The following is a 14,787-nucleotide window of genomic DNA, read 5'->3' on the forward strand; positions in this document are numbered from 1 at the left end:
CGCTCCTGACCCCCTCCACTGATCACCGAACCCTGCGGGGTCGTACGCCGTTGGTCCCGGTGTACGACCCCGTCGGCGTCTGCGACCATGGTCGGGTGACAGAAATCGGACGAGGCACGTTCAGCGAGGAGACCTTCTTCGAGCAGGTCGGCGGTGAGCCCACCTTCCGGCTCCTCACCCGCCGCTTCTACGAGGGCGTCGCCCAGGACGAGTTGCTGCGGCCGATGTACCCCGAGGAGGACCTCGGCCCGGCCGAGGAGCGGATGGCGCTGTTCCTGATGCAGTACTGGGGCGGCCCCCGCACCTACAGCGACCGGCGCGGCCACCCGCGGCTGCGGATGCGGCACGCGCCGTTCAAGGTCGACAAGGCGGCGCACGACGCCTGGCTGACGCACATGCGCGCGGCCGTGGCGAGCCTGGAACTGCCGGCCGAGCTCGAGCACCAGCTGCTGGACTACCTGGTCTACGCCGCCGCGTCGATGATCAACACCCCGGGCTGACGGGCTGAGCGGTCGCTGCCGGCTACCGCAGGGGGCTGAGCCCCAGCCCCGCGCCCGGCGCGGCCGCGGTCCGCACCACCACCGAGCCCGCCGGGGCGCTCAGCCGCAGCCAGCCGCCCGCCCGGTGCACCGAGAGCGGGGCGCCGGGCTTCAGGAAGCCGATCACGTACGCGGCGTGCACCGCGCGCAGCGGCAGCTCCGGCAGCACCCCGACCGGCCGGGACCAGATCTCGTCCGCCAGCTGGTCCAGCACCGCACGGGTGCGGTGGTGCGCCGGGACGGCCTCGCTGCGCTCGCGGAACTCCCTCACCCCGGCCATCAGTTCCGGATACACCTCGGCCACCGGCGGGGCGCCGACCGGCCGCCAGCCCGCCCGCGGCGGCAGCAGCCCGGCCCAGGCCGGGCCGGTCACCGGCGCGGGCAGCTCGACGACGCCCGCCTCGGCGTCCACCCCGTCCAGCAACTGACCCGCCGAGACGGTCAGATCGACCGGCTCGTCCAGGCCGTCCAGCCGGGCGGTGCGGACCGCCAGCGCGCCCGAGCCGCCCAGCGGCAGCCGTCCGAAGACCGCCAGCACGCCGTCCTCCCCGGCCGGACCGACCGCCTGCAGCCGCACGGCCGCCGCCTTGTCGAAGCGCAGCAGGCGCAGCAGGAAGGCGGAGAGGTCTGCGGCCTCACCGGTGTCGGTCAGGGCGAGGCGGGCGGTGACGGTCAACGCGGCTCAGCTCAATCGGTTCGGGGGTCCTGGGACGTTCAGACGGCCGCGACGGCCGGGGCCTCGTCCATGAACCGGGACAGGAACTCCCGCTCCACCGGCGAGATCCGGCGCGGCCGGCCCTCGGCCAGGTCGTAGGGCACGACCACGGTGGAGGCCCGGACGTACACCGTCTCGGAACCGTCCGGGTGGACGTCCTTGATGTCGTAGGAGACGGTCAGCGAGGCACTGCCGATGTGCGTCACCCGGGTCTCGACGGTGACCGGCTCCGGCCGGTGCACCAGCGGGCGCTTGTAGTCGATCTCGTGGCGGGCCACCACCGAGCCGCCCGCGAACTCCCCGGCCCCGGCCTCGGCGGCCTGGGTGAACATGAAGTCGATCCGGGCCTCCTCCAGGTAGCGCAGGAAGACCACGTTGTTGACGTGCCCGAAGGCGTCCATGTCGGACCAGCGCAGCGGGCAGGCGTAGATGTGGCGAGCCACGGGTGTTCTCCTCGGTGTCCGGTCGCCCGCCGACGCCTTCTCGGCGACGGCCGGCGGTGACGGCCGGTGTGACGGCTGGCCGCGGCCCGGCAGGCCGCCCCGGAGGGCAGTCTGCCGGGCCGTCGTGACAGCTGGATGTCAGCCTCGGGTCAGCTTCTTGTAGGTGGCCCGGTGCGGACGGGCGGCGTCGGCGCCCAGTCGCTCGACCTTGTTCTTCTCGTACGACTCGAAGTTGCCCTCGAACCAGAACCACTTGCTGTCGCCCTCGTAGGCGAGGATGTGGGTGGCCACCCGGTCCAGGAACCAGCGGTCGTGGGAGATGACCACGGCGCAGCCGGGGAACTCCAGCAGGGCGTTCTCCAGCGAGGAGAGCGTCTCGACGTCGAGGTCGTTGGTGGGCTCGTCGAGGAGCAGCAGGTTGCCGCCCTGCTTGAGGGTGAGCGCCAGGTTCAGGCGGTTGCGCTCACCGCCGGAGAGCACGCCGGCCGGCTTCTGCTGGTCCGGGCCCTTGAAGCCGAAGGCGGACACGTAGGCGCGGGACGGCATCTCGACCTGGCCGACGTTGATCCAGTCCAGACCGTCGGAGACGACCTCCCAGAGGGTCTTCTTCGGGTCGATGTTGGAGCGGGTCTGGTCGACGTAGCTGATCTTGACGGTCTCGCCGACCTTGACCGTGCCGCTGTCCGGCGTCTCCAGATCCTGGAGCATCTTGAACAGGGTGGTCTTGCCTGCGCCGTTCGGGCCGATGATGCCGACGATGCCGTTGCGCGGCAGGGTGAAGCTCAGGTCGTCGATCAGGACCTTCTCGCCGAAGGCCTTGTTGAGGTTCTCGACCTCGATGACGACGTTGCCCAGGCGCGGGCCCGGCGGGATCTGGATCTCCTCGAAGTCCAGCTTCCGCATCTTGTCGGCCTCGGCCGCCATCTCCTCGTAACGGGCGAGGCGGGCCTTGGACTTCGCCTGGCGGCCCTTGGCGTTGGAGCGGACCCACTCCAGCTCTTCCTTGAGCCGCTTGGCGCGCTTGGCGTCCTTCTGGCCCTCGACCTTGAGACGGGACTGCTTGGTCTCCAGGTAGGTGGAGTAGTTGCCCTCGTACGGGTAGGCGCGGCCGCGGTCGAGCTCCAGGATCCACTCGGCGACGTTGTCCAGGAAGTACCGGTCGTGGGTGACGGCCACGACGGTGCCCTTGTACTTCTCCAGGTGCTGCTCCAGCCAGTTCACCGACTCGGCGTCCAGGTGGTTGGTGGGCTCGTCGAGCAGCAGCAGGTCGGGGGCCTCGAGCAGCAGCTTGCAGAGCGCGACGCGGCGCTTCTCACCACCGGAGAGCTTGGTGACCGGCCAGTCGCCGGGCGGGCAGCCCAGGGCGTCCATGGCCTGCTCGAGCTGGGCGTCCAGGTCCCAGGCCTCGGCGTGGTCGAGGTCCTCCTGGAGCTTGCCCATCTCCTCCAGCAGGGCGTCCGAGTAGTCGGTCGCCATCAGCTCGGCGATCTCGTTGAAGCGGTTGAGCTTCCCCTTGATCTCCTTGACGCCGTCCTCGACGTTCTCCAGGACGGTCTTGGACTCGTCCAGCGGCGGCTCCTGGAGGAGCATGCCGACGGTGAAGCCCGGCGAGAGGAAGGCGTCGCCGTTGGAGGGCTGCTCCAGGCCTGCCATCATCTTCAGCACGGTCGACTTACCGGCACCGTTGGGGCCCACGACGCCGATCTTCGCTCCGGGGAGGAAGCTGAGCGTCACGTCGTCAAGGATGACCTTGTCTCCGTGAGCCTTGCGCACCTTGCGCATCGTGTAGATGTATTCCGCCACGTGAGATCGCTCCGGCGTCGTCGGGAGTAATTCGGCTTGCAGCCTTCCATTGTGCCGCACCCGGCCGGGAGCCCCGAACCGCCCGGGTGGCCCCCACCGGGTGTGCCGGACGGGCGACGGGCGCACGCGCGGCCGGCCGGCCCGCCCGCCTGCCGGAACGCCGACGGCCGGAACGCCGACGGCCCGGCTCCCCGCAGCGAGTGCGGGGAGCCGGGCCGTACTACCGGTTCGGGTCGTCCGGGCTACCGTCCCGGGCAGTCCGTGTTACCGGTTCAGGCGGCGTTGCCACCGTGGCGGCCACGGCGACGCAGGAAGAAGACCGCAGCGCCACCGGCGACGACCAGGGCGCCCGCGATGCCGGCCAGCAGCGGGGTGTTGCTGTTGGCGCCGGTCTGGGCCAGGCCACCGGTGCCGGGGGCGGCGCTGGTGGTCGACGGGGCCGGGTGGGCGGCACCGGTGCTCGGGGTGCCCGAGGGGGTGGCGGTGGCGCTGCCGGTGGCGGCCGGGGTGCTCGGGGCGGAGCTCGGGGTCACGCCGACCTTGCAGTCCAGCACGCCGGTGAACTCCTTGGTGTAGCCGTTCGGACCGGACACCTTGATGTCGTACTTGGCCTTCTCGGCGACCTTGACGAGCACGCTCTCGGTCTTGCCCGGCTGCACGGTCACCTGCTGCTTGTCGACCGTGACGGTGGCGGCCTCGTCACCGCTGTTGGTGACGGAGACGGTCACGCCGTTCTTGGCGCACTCGACCTTGGCGCTGCTGTCGACCAGCGCACCCTTGCCCTGCTTCCAGGTGGCCTTGGCGGCCGCGTTGACGCTGAGCTTGTCGGAGCTGGCCAGGATCATGGTCTGGCTGTGGTTGCCGTCGTCGTCCACGTCGGTCATGAAGACCCGGCCACTGGGCACGACGGTCGAGGCGTTCGCGTTAAGGGTGACCGCACCGTCCGGGGTGCCGCCCGGCACGTCCAGGAACAGCTGAGTGTCCTTGGCGATCGGACCGGTCAGGGTGGCGCCGACCGGCTTGCCGTCCTTGTCGACCAGCTTGGCCTTGTCGGCGGCGGGGCCACCGATGGACAGCTTCACCTCGGCAGCGCTGGAGTTGAGGGTGAACGGACCGATCTTGCCGCCGGACTTGCCGGAGACCGAGTCCGGGCTCAGGGTCAGCGAGGGCTTCGGCTCGGCGGCGATGCCCTTGTTGCTGTCGCTGACCAGGTAGTCGCGCAGCTTGGTGGCGTTCGTCTTGTGCAGGGTGACGCTCTTGTTGTCCGAGAACTTCCAGATCGCGGCCTGGGTGCCCGCGGCGGCGTCCTCGGCGGTCAGGCTGTCGACCTTGATGGCCGCGGCCAGCGCCGTCAGGTTGACGTGCGGGTAGGAGTTGTCCAGGATCCACCGGATCATGGGCGCCTTGGCGTTGGCGCCGAGGGAGCTCGCCGCCCAGTCCGCCTCGTGGTACTGCGCACCGCTGTCGAGGTACACCGGGTTGTCGAAGTCGATGCAGTAGGTCTGCAGCAGACCACCGTCGCTCGTCTTGAGGGTGAAGAGGCCGGCGTCGACCGTCCCCTTGCCCGCGACGTCGACCTTCTCGGACACCATGCTGCTCTGGATCACGGCCTTGGTCACGCCCGAGGCGGGGGTGTCCGCCGCAGCCGCCGCACCAGCCGCGAACAGGCCTCCCCCCAGTGCCAGACTGGTCGTGAGCATGACAGTGGTTATGCGGGACAGACTCCGCCCCTGCCTCTTGAACATCTGGGATCCCTCCGGAGCGGGCCGCGCCGAGTGGGCAGCCCGCCGACTTGCCGTGCCGCGCGTGCCCCCTGTGGCACTGCTGCGGGTATGAACCAGACGAATCCTATTGAGCCCCGGAGGCCTCGAAACCCCCATGCGAAATCAGGACGATTCCGTATCTGTATCGTTATCAATCCTCCCAGGTTCCACACAAGCTGACGCCTCACCAGAATCTGCCGATGACTTTCCGTTATCCGGTCGAGATTGCGCGTGCGGGTGCAACGGCCTTCTCGACCAACATATTTGTCGACAGAGAAGGTCACCGGCCGGTCAGCCCGGCATCGCCCGGTCTTCACCTCCCCGCCACCCCTCGGACACGCCCTCCTGCTGCTCCGTCACCTCTCGCCCGCCCGGCGGCGACTCGGGCGAACGGGGCGCCACGGCCACCGCCGGGACCCGGCGCGACTCCAGCGCGTTGACGATCCACTCGGGCACCGGCTCGCCCGCGGTCTCCGCCCCGGCACCGTCGGCCGCACCCCGGGCCGCACCCGACGGCTGCCCGCGCACCCCCGTCGCCCACCGGAACGCCGCCGTGCCGCGAGTGAGGTCGTGCCCGACCGACCGGGCGCTGATCTCGGCCCGGCTGCGCTTCACCTCCCCCTCCGTCCACTCGCGCACCCGCAGCCGACCGGTCACGAGCACCGGATCGCCCTTGGACAGCGAGCCGATCAGGTTCACCGCGAGCGCCCGCCAGGCCGTCACCCTCAGCCACTGCGCCTCGCCGTCCACCCAGCAGGCCCGCTCCCGGTCGTACCGCCGTTCGGTGAAGCCGAGCTGGAAGTTCGCCATCGGCACCCCGCCGGAGGTTTCGCCGTAGCTCACCTCCGTCGCGACATTGCCGATCACCGTCACATACGTCTCGCTCACAGCGCACTCTCCGTTCTCGCCGATGCACCGTACGGAATCGAGCGGTGCGGGTTGAGAGTGCCTCCCGGAGGAAATCGCGGCCACCACGTTCCGAAATCCTGTGGACAACTCCTGTGCCGATCGGCAGGGTGAAAAAGAGCCGTCACTCGCAGGGGTGAATTTCGGCCTTCCCGCACCGCCAGGTCGGCACTTCTTCGCGCTCATGACAACAAACGGGCAGATCGCGACCCCCGCCGGAGCGCGACCGAAGGCCCCGCCGCGAGCCGTCCGCGCACGTCATCCGACCGGAGCAAGCCGAATAGGACCCCCACCTTGGCCGCCGGCGGGACATTCTCCGTGTCGAATCCATAACGGGTGAGGAGGCAGCCCCGTAACGACTGCACAACGTCCGGCCCGGAACTGTCCCAGACCGCTGCACACACGGTCTCCACCTGCGATTATCGGACCGCTCCACCGAACCGACACACCAACGACGGTGTCGTCACACCCGGCCGAGGAACTGGACACCCTTATCCTGTCCCCGACAGGGCGAGGGCCCACCAACCCCCACCCCCACCCCTCAGGTACGGGGACGGACCACGCGCGCCCCCAGCGCTCGTCGCCCGATCCCGGCCACGGTCACGCCCGCCAGGGCGCCGTCCGTCCCGCCCCCATAGCTCAGCGGATAGAGCACCCGCCTTCTAAGCGGTAGGTCGCAGGTTCGAATCCTGCTGGGGGCGCCACCTCGCAATTCCGCAGGCCATCGCGGCGATGAACACTTTCCGTGGCCGTTTCGGATCTCCGGGTAATCCCGTACTCGCTGCGCATAACCCGTGACAATGCGTATCATGCCCGCCACGGAAGGCGGGTGACCGGGAAAACCGGAATTCCGGGCGAATCCCCCACCAATGAACGAAACAACCCCGGCCCGACCGGCCGCCGGCGAATCCGGAAAGAGCCGGAGAGCCGGACGTCCGGGGAGCCGAACAGCCGGGAGCCGGACCGCCCGGAGGCGGAACGGCCCGGCGGCGGAACGGCCCGGCGGCGGAACGGCCCGGCGGCGGAACGGCCCGGCGGCCGGAGACCCTATGCGACCAGTCCCGCCAGATAGGCGTCGAGGAGCGCGATCTGGCGCTCGGCGGGGAACTCCGCGGGGGCGAACAGCGACTGCACCACCAGCCCGAGCACGAAGGCCTGCGCCCCCGCCGCGAGCCCGGCGGGATCGGCGTCGGCCGGGAGCTCGCCGAGCCGCTGGGCGTCCGCCACGTGCGCCGTGAGCGCCACCCGCGAGCGGGCGTAGCGCTCCGCGTGCGCGGCCGCCAGCTCCGGGTCCGCCAGGGCGACGTCCCAGGAGCTGACCCAGATCCGGTTGCCGGCCTCGGTCGCCTCGTCCAGCGGCAGGACGTCGAGCAGCGCGGCCCGCAGCCGGGCCAGCCCGACGGGCGGGGGCGGGGTGCCGTCGACGGGCGCCAGCCGCCGGGGCCGGGCGGCGGAACGCCGGTCGAGTTCCTCCAGGGCATGACTGAGCAGCGCCCGCTTGTTCGGGAAGTAGTGGGTCAACAGCCCGGTGGAGGCGCCCAGTTCGGCTGCCACCGCGCGCAGCGTGAGCCCCTCGAAGCCCCGGGTGGAGAGCACCCGCCACACCCCCTCGGAGACTTCCGAGCGGCGGGCGTCATGGTCTCCCCGGGGTGGCGTCATGGAGGCTATCGTACATACCAAACGTTTGTTATGAATGATCCCGACAGCCCGCCGCACCACCCGTGAAAGGCCCGCCCGTGTTTTCCGTCCCCCTCGCCGAGAACGCCGAACTGCGCCCCCTGGAGCCGTGGCAGGCCCCCGAGTTCCTGGCCCACATCGACCGCGCCCGGGCCCACACCGACCCGTGGATCCCGTGGGCCACCTTCTCCACCGACCTGGACTCGGCCCGGGCGACCCTGCAGCGCTACGCCGACCGCCAGGCCACCGACTCCGGCCGGATCTTCGGCATCTGGCGGGACGGCACACTGGTCGGCGGTGTGATGTTCGTGCACTTCGACACCAAGAGCGGCAACTGCGAGATCGGCGCCTGGACCGAGCCGGCCGGCGAGGGCGGCGGACTGATCACCGCCGCCGTCCGGCTGCTGCTCGACTACGCCTTCGCCACCCGCGGCATGCACCGCGCGGAGTGGTGGTGCTCGGCCGCCAACGCCCGCAGCCGCGCCGTGGCGGAGCGGGTCGGCATGCGGCGGGAGGGCGTGCTGCGCGAGTGGTTCCTCCACAACGGCGTCCGCCACGACAAGGAGATCTGGGCGGTCCTGGCCTCGGAGTGGGCCGCCACCCGAGCCTGACCGGCCGGACTCCCGACGCGCGCCGAGCGGGGCCCGGTGGACTCCCCCGCAGTCCACCGGGCCCCGCTCCGTCACATCCCCGCCTCGCCGGACCCGCGCCTCACCGGACCCCCGCCTCACCGAACCCCCGCTCAGGCCGCCGGCACCGGCTGCTCCGCCGCGGCGCCCGCCGACTCCACCGAGCGCAGCCGCAGCGCCAGCAGCAGTACCAGGACCATCACCCCGGCCGCCGACAGGAAGACCACGTCCACGGCGTCCGTGAAGCTCCGCACCGCCTGCTCCCGCGCCGGTCCGGTCACCACCCGTACCGCGCCGAGCGTCCGCCCCGGCCGGCCGGCCTCGAACACCCGGGACAGCACCGTGCCGAAGACCGCCGCCCCGAGGGCGTTGCCGAGGGTCTGGAAGAACCGGATCCCGGTGGTGGCGACGCCGAGCTGGTGGCGCGGGGCGGCGTCCTGCACCAGGGTGATCAGCTGCCCGATCAGCTGGCCGAACCCGGCGCCGAGCAGCGTGAGTTCGGCACCCACCGCCCACAGCGGGGTGTCCGGCCCGCTGAGCCCGAGCAGTCCCAGGGCGAGCATCGAGCAGCCCGCGCCGGCCACCAGGAAGGTGCGCGGCCGGTGCCCTCGGGAGAGCAGCCGGGTGGCCAGCAGTCCGGCCCCGGTCATCCCGGCCGCCATCGGCATCAGGTAGAGGCTGGCCGTGGTCGGGGCGATCCCCCGGGCGACCTGGAGGTAGATCATCACGTAGACGATCGCGCCCATCATGCCCATCCCGACCAGGCCCTGGACGGCGAAGCCGATCCGCACCACCGGGATCCGGAACAGCGAGAGCGGCAGCACCGGCTCGGCGGCGGTGGCCTGGCGCCACAGGAAGAGGCCGAGCGCGGCCAGGGTGGCGGCGGACGTGCCGAGGATCACCGGGGAGGTCCAGCCGTAGTCCTTGCCGCCCCACTCGGTGACCAGCAGCAGCCCGGTGGCGAAGGCGGCGGCCAGGGTGGCGCCGAGGAAGTCCAGGCCGCGCCGCTCGACGGTCTGCGGCAGCTTGAGCGCCAGGGCGAAGCCGGCCAGGACGAGCAGGCCGAGCGGCAGGTTGACGTAGAAGATCCAGCGCCAGCCGAGGTGGTCGGTGAACAGCGCACCGACCAGCGGGCCGATCGCCATGCCGAGGCCCGCGACGATCCCGCCCACCGCGCCGCCCTTGCCCCTGCTGCGCTCCTCCGGATCCTGGAGCTGGGCCATCACGACCATGGTCACGCTCATCAGCCCGCCACCACCGACGCCCTGGACGGCCCGGAAGGCGATCAGCTCGCCCATCGACTGTGCGGCGCCGCACAGCGCCGAGCCGAGCAGGAAGCTGCCGACCGCCCCGAGCAGGACCCGCTTGGCGCCGTACACGTCGCAGAGCTTGCCGTAGAGCGGGAGCAGCGCGGTGGCGGCCAGGGAGAAGGCACTGACCAGCCAGGGCAGCCGGTCGATGCCGTGCACCGGGTCGAGGTCGTGGACGATCGGCACGGTGGCGGCCGAGACGATGTTGGAGTCGAGCACGGCCAGCACGATCGTCAGCAGGCAGAGCAGCATGCCGAGCTTGCGTTGGGCGACCGTCATCAGCGCGGAACCGCCCTGGTCGGACGCCTCTGCAGCGGACGTCTGTACAGCGGCCGTCTGTACAGCGGGTGTCTGGGCAGCGGATGCCATCGGGAAGTCCCCCCGGAGTCAGTGGAGTTGGCCCGTTCCGGTGCGATCCGGCGGGCTCGGCACCAACCATGACAGCATTGTTGGACCGGGTCAATTCTTCAGCCCGTCCAATCTTTCTGCTGGGTCAACCTTTGATCCTGGTACAGTCCCCCCATGGCGACCCACCACGGCTTCGACCTCGGCCCCCACCGCGACCTCGACGCCCTCCCGCTGCGCGAGCGCAAGAAGATCCAGACCGGTATCCGGATCTTCCGCACGGCCGTCGTCCTCTTCGCCGAACGGGGCTTCGACCAGGTCTCGGTGGCCGAGATCGCGGCGGCCGCCGAGGTGTCCAAGATGACCGTCTTCAACTACTTCCCGACCAAGGAAGACCTGGTCATGGGCCCGATGGAGCAGCACCTCGACGAACCGGCCCGGGCGGTGCGCGACCGCGCACCGGGCACCTCCGCCGTCGTGGCGCTGCGCGAGCACTTCCTGGCCGCGCTGGAGCGCAAGGACCCGGCCACCGGCCTGAACGACGACCGGGTCGTGCTGGACGTGATCCGGCTGATCCACGCCACTCCGGCGCTGGCGGTGCGGGCCACCGCCGGCTTCGGCCAGCAGGCCCAGACCCTGCTGGCCGCGGAACTGTGCGCCCAGGACCCGGCCCACGACGAGCTGACCGCCCGGGTCGCCGCGGCCCAACTGCTGGCCGTCCGGCTGACCCTGATCGGCGGCAACCACCGCCGGATGCTGGACGGCGAGAGCGCGGACGCCGCCCTGCCCGCCGCACTGGACGAGGCCCGCCGGGCCTTCGCCTCGGTCGAACACGGCCTCGGGGACTACGGCGCCGCCCACGCCTGAGAGAGTGGGCGCACCACGACCGACCCGGAGGTGCGCATGGACCAGCCGCTGCTGACGCGGGACCGCTCGGCCCTGCCCGCCCAGGCCGAGGGCCTGAACGCCTACGTCGGCGAGGACGGCGTCGCGGTCCTGGAATTCGCCCGTCCGCACCGCCGCAACGCGGTGACCCTGGCGGTCTGGCAGGCGCTGCCCAAGGTCCTGGACCAGCTGGCCGAGCAGGACGGCGTGCGCGCCCTGCTGCTGACCGGCGCCGGGAACACCTTCAGCGCGGGCGCGGACATCACCGAACTCGCCGAGGTGTACGGCGATCCGCAGCGCGCGGACGCCTACCACGCGGTCAACGTGGCCGCCGAGGAGGCACTCGCGGCCTTCCCGCACCCGACCCTCGCCGTGGTGCACGGTGCCTGTGTGGGCGGTGGCTGCCAGCTGGCCGTCGCCTGCGACCTGCGATTCGTCGCGGAGGACGCCCGGCTGGGGATCACCCCGGCCAAGCTTGGTGTGGTCTACCCTGCCGTGCCGACCCTGCGCCTGGCCCGGCTGGTCGGCCCGGCCCGCGCCAAGTACCTGCTGTTCTCCGGCGAGTTGGTGCGCGGCCGGGACGCACTGCCCCTGGGCCTCGCGGAGCGGGTCCTGCCGGACGCCGAACTGGACGCCGCCGCCCTGGAGTTCGCCCGGCTGCTGACCCGTCGCTCGACCCAGACCATCGGCGCGGTCAAGGCTGCGCTGGCCGTCCCGGCGGAGCGGGCCGCCGAGGCGCTGGCGCCCTGGGAGCGGCGCTCCCGGGAGGCCTCGGACGTGCACGAGGGGCTGGCCGCCTTCCTGGACGGCCGCCCGCCGCGGTTCTGACGGGCGCGCCGCGGCTCCGGCCGGTGCCCGGGCGCGGAGGAGTGGCGGCGCCGGCGGCTCACGTACGATCATCCGACCAGCGAACCGGCGCACCAGCGCAACGGCGCACCGACCGCCCAACCACCCAGCCGCCGACCGCCCTTCCCGACCCGGAGCACGCACCCCGATGACCACCGAGGCCACGACCGCCCCCACCAACCGGACGATCTGGGCCCGCCGGGTCACCGACGGCGTCGAACCGAAGAACGTGATCATCGCGGTCTGCCTGCTCATCGGCGGCCTGCGCTACGGCTGGCCCGGCCTCGGCTGGGCCGCCTTCGCGGCGCTGTTCGCGGCTGTCATCCCGACCCTGTTCATCCAGCGCGGCATCCGCAAGGGCACCCTGGAGGACCGCCACGTCGGCCACCGCCGGCGCCGACTGACCGTCATCCCGTTCATCATGGGCTCGGTCGCGGTGAGCTTCGCGGTGATGATCTGGGCCCACGCCCCGCGCGACCTCACCGCGATGGTCGCGGCGATGTTCGCCTCGCTGGTCCCGATCCTGGTGATCACCGTCTGGTGGAAGGTGTCCGTGCACACCGCCGTCGCCAGCGGCGCGGTGGCCTGCCTGGGCATCGCGCTCGGCCCGGTGTGGCTGCTGCTCTACCCGCTGGTCGCGGTGATCGGCTGGTCCCGGGTGGTGCTGCGGGACCACACCACCGCACAGACGATCGTCGGCGCGGTGGTGGGTGCCCTCACCGCCGGTCTCACCTTCTGGGCCGCCCGGTAGGACGCCCCCCGGGACCGGCCCCGCTACCGGATCGGCATCCCCGAGATCGCCCGGGCGATGACCAGCCGCTGGATCTCGCTGGTCCCCTCGAAGATCGAGTAGATCGCGCTGTCCCGGTGCATCCGCTCCACCGGGTACTCCCGGGTGAAGCCGTTGCCGCCGAGGATCTGCATCGCCTGCGCGGTGACGAACTTGGCCGTCTCGCCCGCGTACAGCTTGGACATCGAGCCCTCCGCCGAGGTGAACGGCTGGTTGTTGACCGCCATCCAGGACGCCCGCCACACCAGCAGCCGGGCCGCGTCGATCCGGGTCTTCATGTCGGCGAGCTGGAAGGCCACGCCCTGGTTGTCGATGATCGGACGGCCGAACTGCTCCCGGGTCCTGGCGTAGTCCAGCGCCACCTCGTACGCGGCCCGCGCAATGCCGATCGCCTGCGCCCCGACCGCCGGGCGGGAGGCCTCGAAGGTGGCCATCGCCGCGTTGCCCTTGCCGCCCGCGCGCTTGGCGCCCTCGCGGGCCCGGGCCAGCCGCTCGTCCAGCTTCTCCTTGCCGCCGAGCAGGCAGCTGCCGGGCACCCGGACGCCGTCGAGCACCACCTCGGCGGTGTGCGAGGCGCGGATGCCGTGCTTCTTGAACTTCTGACCCTGGCTCAGTCCCGGGGTGCCCGGCGGGACGACGAACGAGGCGTGCCCGCGGGTGCCCAGCTCCGGGTCGACGCTGGCGACCACCACGTGCACGGCGGCGATCCCGCCGTTGGTGGCCCAGGTCTTGGTGCCGTTCAGCACCCACTCGTCCTTGGCCTCGTCGTAGACCGCCCGGGTGCGCAGCGCGCCCACGTCGGAGCCCGCGTCCGGCTCGGAGGAGCAGAAGGCGGCCACCTTGACGTCGTCCGGGGTGCCGAACATCTGCGGGGTCCAGGTGCCGATCTGCTCGTCGGTGCCGTTGGCGAGCACGGCGACGGCGGCCAGCGTGGTGCCGACGATGGACAGCCCGATGCCCGCGTCGCCCCAGAACAGCTCCTCCATGGCGATCGGTATGCCGACGCCGGAGGGGTCGAAGTACTGCTGGGCGTAGAAGTCCAGCGAGTAGATGCCCAGCTTGGCGGCCTCCTGGATGATCGGCCAGGGGGTCTCCTCGCGCTCGTCCCACTCGGCTGCGGCGGGGCGGATCACGTCCGCGGCGAAGCCGTGCAGCCAGTCGCGTACGGCGAGCTGGTCCGCGCCCGGGTCCAGCGAGAACGTGCTGCTCATGGTGCTGCCTCCGCAGAAGGGATACGACGCAGGGATACGACCCACCGGGGTGTTACCCGGGGTAACATCGTGGGAGTCTGCTACTGATTGGTAACCGGTGTCAACGCCCAGGCCACCCAGAATCCCGAGGAGCAGCGCATGTCCCGAGAGCCCCGTCGCGAGCAGCTGCTCAACGCCGCCGACCGGGTCATCCAGCGCGAGGGGCCGAGCGCCAGCATGAACGCCATCGCCGCCGAGGCCGGCATCACCAAGCCGATCCTCTACCGGCACTTCGGCGACCGGAACGGCCTGATCGGAGCCCTGACCGAACGCCACACCAGCGGCCTGCTGGCCGCCGTCCGGGCCGCCCTGGCCGAACCGCTGGAACGCCGCGACCGGGTCGAACACGTCCTGGACACCTACCTCGCCGGGATCGAGGCCCGGCCCCAGGTCTACCGCCTGCTCACCCACCCCGAGCCGGGCGACCCGAGCGGCGCCGGCAACGCACTCGCCCCCGCCCTGCGGCAGATCGCCGAGGAGATCACCCACGCCGTACAGAGCCAGGTCGACCTGGGCGCCGACCGCGACCTGCTCGCCGAGGCCTGGGGCCGGGGCATCACCGGCATGGTGCTGGCCGCCGGGGACTGGTGGCTGGAGACCAGACCCTGCTCGCGCACCCGCATGGTGCAGGCCCTGGCCGACCTGCTCTGGGGGCGCCTGGCCGCCGCCGCGGACCTGCCGACCGCCGTCCTGCCCGCCGCCCCGGCCGAGCCGCCGAGCCCCGAAGCGACCTGAACTCCCGGCAAACCGAGGCCGGTTGGGCACACGGCCCTTGTCGCACGCCCTCGGCCGCACGGTCCTCGTCCGCACCACCATCGGCCGCACCACCCTCGGCCGCACACCCCTTGTGCCGCCCCCGGCGCCCCGGGCATCATCGGGGCCCCAC

At 71.7% G+C, this 14,787-nt stretch carries 14 protein-coding genes and 1 tRNA gene; 7 read left to right on the forward strand and 8 right to left on the reverse strand.

Features of this window, described 5'->3' with window-relative positions; genetic code table 11:
- Window positions 1-95 precede the first annotated feature (95 nt).
- Window positions 96-500 carry a globin gene (locus tag BOQ63_RS17025; RefSeq protein ID WP_030289098.1) on the forward strand — a complete coding sequence of 135 codons (405 nt, stop codon included), beginning with the start codon at window positions 96-98 and terminating at the stop codon, window positions 498-500.
- A gap of 22 nt (window positions 501-522) precedes the next feature.
- Here BOQ63_RS17025 and BOQ63_RS17030 read toward each other — a convergent pair whose 3' ends face one another.
- The 5 genes from BOQ63_RS17030 to BOQ63_RS17050 form a co-directional block, all read right to left on the reverse strand.
- A complete protein-coding gene (locus tag BOQ63_RS17030; RefSeq protein WP_030289099.1) occupies window positions 523-1,215 on the reverse strand; it encodes a DUF8185 domain-containing protein in 693 nt (230 codons plus the stop codon).
- Between the two features lie 38 nt (window positions 1,216-1,253).
- The gene (locus BOQ63_RS17035) at window positions 1,254-1,697 is read right to left on the reverse strand and encodes an acyl-CoA thioesterase (RefSeq protein WP_030289101.1); all 444 of its coding nucleotides are present in this window, start codon (window positions 1,695-1,697) and stop codon (window positions 1,254-1,256) included.
- A 138-nt stretch (window positions 1,698-1,835) separates the two neighbouring features.
- Complete coding sequence (gene ettA / locus BOQ63_RS17040; RefSeq protein ID WP_072654575.1) at window positions 1,836-3,500, reverse strand: energy-dependent translational throttle protein EttA; 1,665 nt, start codon at window positions 3,498-3,500, stop codon at window positions 1,836-1,838.
- A 272-nt stretch (window positions 3,501-3,772) separates the two neighbouring features.
- Window positions 3,773-5,200 carry a Cys-Gln thioester bond-forming surface protein gene (locus BOQ63_RS17045; RefSeq protein WP_030289105.1) on the reverse strand — a complete coding sequence of 476 codons (1,428 nt, stop codon included), beginning with the start codon at window positions 5,198-5,200 and terminating at the stop codon, window positions 3,773-3,775.
- A gap of 354 nt (window positions 5,201-5,554) precedes the next feature.
- Window positions 5,555-6,151, reverse strand: a complete 597-nt coding sequence (locus tag BOQ63_RS17050; protein WP_079183644.1) for a single-stranded DNA-binding protein — start codon at window positions 6,149-6,151, stop codon at window positions 5,555-5,557.
- A 646-nt stretch (window positions 6,152-6,797) separates the two neighbouring features.
- Here BOQ63_RS17050 and BOQ63_RS17055 point away from each other — a divergent pair.
- Window positions 6,798-6,873, forward strand: a tRNA-Arg gene (locus BOQ63_RS17055).
- Between the two features lie 343 nt (window positions 6,874-7,216).
- Here the strand turns inward: BOQ63_RS17055 and BOQ63_RS17060 are convergent.
- Complete coding sequence (locus tag BOQ63_RS17060; protein ID WP_191093570.1) at window positions 7,217-7,828, reverse strand: TetR/AcrR family transcriptional regulator; 612 nt, start codon at window positions 7,826-7,828, stop codon at window positions 7,217-7,219.
- 77 nt (window positions 7,829-7,905) lie between these two features.
- Between BOQ63_RS17060 and BOQ63_RS17065 the strand changes: the two genes are divergently transcribed.
- The gene (locus BOQ63_RS17065) at window positions 7,906-8,457 is read left to right on the forward strand and encodes a GNAT family N-acetyltransferase (protein ID WP_030289112.1); all 552 of its coding nucleotides are present in this window, start codon (window positions 7,906-7,908) and stop codon (window positions 8,455-8,457) included.
- Between the two features lie 131 nt (window positions 8,458-8,588).
- Here the strand turns inward: BOQ63_RS17065 and BOQ63_RS17070 are convergent, their stop codons facing one another.
- Window positions 8,589-10,064, reverse strand: a complete 1,476-nt coding sequence (locus BOQ63_RS17070; protein ID WP_030289114.1) for an MFS transporter — start codon at window positions 10,062-10,064, stop codon at window positions 8,589-8,591.
- 243 nt (window positions 10,065-10,307) lie between these two features.
- Here BOQ63_RS17070 and BOQ63_RS17075 point away from each other — a divergent pair, with 243 nt between their 5' ends.
- The 3 genes from BOQ63_RS17075 (at window position 10,308) to BOQ63_RS17085 (ending at window position 12,612) form a co-directional block, all read left to right on the forward strand.
- Window positions 10,308-10,997, forward strand: a complete 690-nt coding sequence (locus BOQ63_RS17075; protein WP_046387283.1) for a TetR family transcriptional regulator — start codon at window positions 10,308-10,310, stop codon at window positions 10,995-10,997.
- A 36-nt stretch (window positions 10,998-11,033) separates the two neighbouring features.
- A complete protein-coding gene (locus tag BOQ63_RS17080) occupies window positions 11,034-11,843 on the forward strand; it encodes an enoyl-CoA hydratase/isomerase family protein (protein WP_078656778.1) in 810 nt (269 codons plus the stop codon).
- A gap of 166 nt (window positions 11,844-12,009) precedes the next feature.
- Window positions 12,010-12,612 carry a phosphatase PAP2 family protein gene (locus BOQ63_RS17085; RefSeq protein ID WP_030289119.1) on the forward strand — a complete coding sequence of 201 codons (603 nt, stop codon included), beginning with the start codon at window positions 12,010-12,012 and terminating at the stop codon, window positions 12,610-12,612.
- 23 nt (window positions 12,613-12,635) lie between these two features.
- Here the strand turns inward: BOQ63_RS17085 and BOQ63_RS17090 are convergent, their stop codons facing one another.
- Window positions 12,636-13,862, reverse strand: coding sequence for an acyl-CoA dehydrogenase family protein (locus BOQ63_RS17090; protein WP_030289122.1), 1,227 nt, complete (start codon window positions 13,860-13,862; stop codon window positions 12,636-12,638).
- A 138-nt stretch (window positions 13,863-14,000) separates the two neighbouring features.
- Between BOQ63_RS17090 and BOQ63_RS17095 the strand changes: the two genes are divergently transcribed.
- Complete coding sequence (locus BOQ63_RS17095; RefSeq protein ID WP_033351550.1) at window positions 14,001-14,636, forward strand: TetR/AcrR family transcriptional regulator; 636 nt, start codon at window positions 14,001-14,003, stop codon at window positions 14,634-14,636.
- Window positions 14,637-14,787 lie beyond the last annotated feature (151 nt).

Origin of the sequence: Streptomyces viridifaciens, from assembly GCF_001888885.2 — a bacterium.
Classification (GTDB): Bacteria; Actinomycetota; Actinomycetes; order Streptomycetales; family Streptomycetaceae; genus Kitasatospora; species Kitasatospora aureofaciens.

Coding starts and splice junctions, on each gene's coding strand:
- BOQ63_RS17045 (WP_030289105.1), bottom strand. CDS start 5,200: ATGCTCACGACCAGTCTGGCACTGGGGGGAGGCCTGTTCGCGGCTGGT.
- BOQ63_RS17060 (WP_191093570.1), bottom strand. CDS start 7,828: ATGACGCCACCCCGGGGAGACCATGACGCCCGCCGCTCGGAAGTCTCC.
- BOQ63_RS17070 (WP_030289114.1), bottom strand. CDS start 10,064: ATGACGGTCGCCCAACGCAAGCTCGGCATGCTGCTCTGCCTGCTGACG.
- BOQ63_RS17075 (WP_046387283.1), top strand. CDS start 10,308: ATGGCGACCCACCACGGCTTCGACCTCGGCCCCCACCGCGACCTCGAC.
- BOQ63_RS17080 (WP_078656778.1), top strand. CDS start 11,034: ATGGACCAGCCGCTGCTGACGCGGGACCGCTCGGCCCTGCCCGCCCAG.
- BOQ63_RS17085 (WP_030289119.1), top strand. CDS start 12,010: ATGACCACCGAGGCCACGACCGCCCCCACCAACCGGACGATCTGGGCC.
- BOQ63_RS17090 (WP_030289122.1), bottom strand. CDS start 13,862: ATGAGCAGCACGTTCTCGCTGGACCCGGGCGCGGACCAGCTCGCCGTA.
- BOQ63_RS17095 (WP_033351550.1), top strand. CDS start 14,001: ATGTCCCGAGAGCCCCGTCGCGAGCAGCTGCTCAACGCCGCCGACCGG.